Annotated in this window: 3 protein-coding genes and 1 pseudogene; 1 reads left to right on the top strand and 3 read right to left on the bottom strand. The window is 69.3% G+C overall.

The window, feature by feature from the left end; all coding sequences use genetic code 11:
* A partial coding sequence (locus tag ACLJK8_RS22480) for a substrate-binding domain-containing protein (protein ID WP_413152646.1) occupies positions 1-313 on the top strand: 313 nt, incomplete at its 5' end.
* 5 nt (positions 314-318) lie between these two features.
* Here ACLJK8_RS22480 and ACLJK8_RS22475 read toward each other — a convergent pair.
* The 3 genes and pseudogenes from ACLJK8_RS22475 to ACLJK8_RS22465 form a co-directional block, all read right to left on the bottom strand.
* Positions 319-765 carry a hypothetical protein gene (locus tag ACLJK8_RS22475; protein WP_413152645.1) on the bottom strand — a complete coding sequence of 149 codons (447 nt, stop codon included), beginning with the start codon at positions 763-765 and terminating at the stop codon, positions 319-321.
* A 112-nt stretch (positions 766-877) separates the two neighbouring features.
* Positions 878-2,022, bottom strand: a pseudogene (locus tag ACLJK8_RS22470) (L-threonine 3-dehydrogenase).
* The coding region (locus tag ACLJK8_RS22465; protein WP_413152644.1) for an aminotransferase class I/II-fold pyridoxal phosphate-dependent enzyme at positions 2,022-2,347 on the bottom strand (326 nt) is incomplete at its 5' end. The gene ACLJK8_RS22465 and the pseudogene ACLJK8_RS22470, both read right to left, overlap by 1 nt.

Raw genomic sequence — 2,347 nt, 5'->3', positions numbered from 1 at the left:
GGTGACGGGCGTCGTCGCGGCGCTCGGCGCGCGGAGCCCCGGCGACATGCCGGACGCTCTGGTCTGCGAGAACGACATTCTCGCGCTCGGCGCGATGGACGCGGCGCGCTACCGGCTCGGGCTCGCGATCCCCTCCGGGCTCGCCGTGACGGGCTTCGACGACATCCCCCTCGCCGCCGCGCCCGGCTATCGTCTGACCACCTACCGCCAGCCGATCACCGCGATGGCCGAGGCTCTGGTCCGGATTCTGAACGGCGAGGAGCAGGGCAACGTGCTCCTGTCCGGCAGGATCGTCCCGCGCGACAGCGCCTGAGGCGCTCAGCCGGAACGCCCGATCCCGATCTCGGTCGTCCAGCGGATGAGCGCGATCGAATCCCGCGCCGCGATCACCGCGTCGAGCAGCGACAGATCCGCCGTCCCGCCATCGCGCAGCACGCAGGCGACCCGGCCCTCCGCGCCACAGCGTAGCGCCCCGAGCCCGAGACCCGCCGCGCCGCAGGCATCGGCGAACGCCGTGAGCCCGGTCCAGGGGTCCCGGCACCGCAGTTCGAGGTGAAAGCTGAGCCGGTCGGCCCCGAAGGCCCGGCGATCGCGTTCGATCTGCCGTAGCGGGATGCGCCCCTGGGCTCCGACTCCCCGAGATGCGGGTGTCCGGGCGGCCCCGGAACCGCTGTCGCGGGACCCCCCGTCCTGAGAGCCGGTGTCCTGATAACCAGTGTCCTGAGAACTGGCAGCCCGCCTGTCCGATATCCGGGTGTTCGCCATCGATCATCTCCCTTTTCCGAAGGAGACGCGGCCCCTCCGCTTTAGCTGAACTTGTTTCGCGCCCGCAATCTGAGTGTCAAATCGGCGCGTTCTCCGCTGGCTTCCGGGTCTTCTACCGTGTCACGTCGCGCTCCTGATCGGTCCAGTCGAGGATCACCTTGCCGGAGCGCCCGCCACGCATCTCGGCGAAGCCCGTCGCGAATTCAGCCGCCGGGAATTCATGCGTGATCACGGCGGACACATCGAGCCCGTTTTCCAGCATGGCGATCATCTTGTGCCAGGTCTCGAAGATCTCGCGGCCATAGACGCCCTTGATGGTCAGCGCCTTGAAGACGATGCGGCTCCAGTCCACGGCGCTCTTGCCGGGCGGGATGCCGAGCATCGCGATCCGCCCGCCCATGACCATCGTTTCGACCATCTGGTCGAAGGCCCGCGCATTGCCGCTCATCTCGAGCCCGACGTCGAAACCCTCCTTGAGTTTCAGCCGCGCCTTGACCTCGGCCAGATCCTCCTCGGCGACATTGACGGTCACGGCGTCCACAACCTTCCCGGCGAGGGCGAGCCGGTCGGGGTTCACATCGGTGATCACCACATGCCGCGCGCCGACATGCCGCGCCACGGCGGCGGCCATGATCCCGATCGGCCCCGCGCCGGTGATGAGCACATCCTCGCCCACGAGATCGAAGCTCAGCGCGGTGTGGACCGCATTGCCGAGCGGGTCGAGGATGGCGCCGATCTCGTCGGAGATCGTGTCGGGGAGCGGCACCACGTTGAACGCCGGCAGCCGCAGGAATTCGGCGAAGGCGCCGGGCTCGTTCACGCCGATGCCCCGGGTCTCCGGGTCGAGATGGAACCGGCCCGAGCGGCTCTGCCGGCTGTGCTTTCCGACCAGATGGCCCTNCCGGGCTCGTTCACGCCGATGCCCCGGGTCTCCGGGTCGAGATGGAACCGGCCCGAGCGGCTCTGCCGGCTGTGCTTTCCGACCAGATGGCCCTCGCCCGAGCAGCGTTGGCCGATGGCGAGTTCGGTCACGTCGCGTCCGAGTGCGACGATCTCGCCCGCGAATTCGTGGCCGGTGACGAGCCCCACCGGCACGGTGCGCCGTGCCCAGTCGTCCCAGTTCCAGATATGCACGTCCGTGCCGCAGATCCCGGTCTTCTTCACGCGGATCAGCACATCGTCCGGCCCGATCTCCGGCACCGGGCGATCCTCCATCCAGAGCCCCTCGGCGGGTTCGGCCTTCACGAGCGCGCGCATCAGATCACCCCCAGTTCGCGGCCCGCGCCGGCGAAGGCTTCGAGCGCGAAATCAAGATCCTCGCGCGTCAGCCGCGCGTTCATCTGCGTCCGGATTCGCGCGGCACCCTTGGGCACGACCGGGAAGAAGAAGCCCGCGACATGCACGCCCCGCTCGCCAAGGGCCGCGGCCATGCGCTGCGCCAGCACCGCGTCGCCGAGCATCACCGGAACGATCGGATGCTCCCCGGGAATGAGGTCGAAGCCGAGATCCGTGAGACCCCGCCGCCAGTGGGCCGCGTTCTCCGCGAGCCGGGCGCGCAGATCGTCCGCGTCCTCGACGATGT

It is taken from the genome of Amaricoccus sp. W119 (assembly GCF_047275745.1).
Taxonomy (GTDB): domain Bacteria; phylum Pseudomonadota; class Alphaproteobacteria; order Rhodobacterales; family Rhodobacteraceae; genus Amaricoccus.
Note: the sequence above shows the minus strand (reverse complement) of the source record. Positions and strands in the feature narration are given on the sequence as shown.

Coding starts and splice junctions, on each gene's coding strand:
- ACLJK8_RS22475 (WP_413152645.1), bottom strand. CDS start 765: ATGGCGAACACCCGGATATCGGACAGGCGGGCTGCCAGTTCTCAGGAC.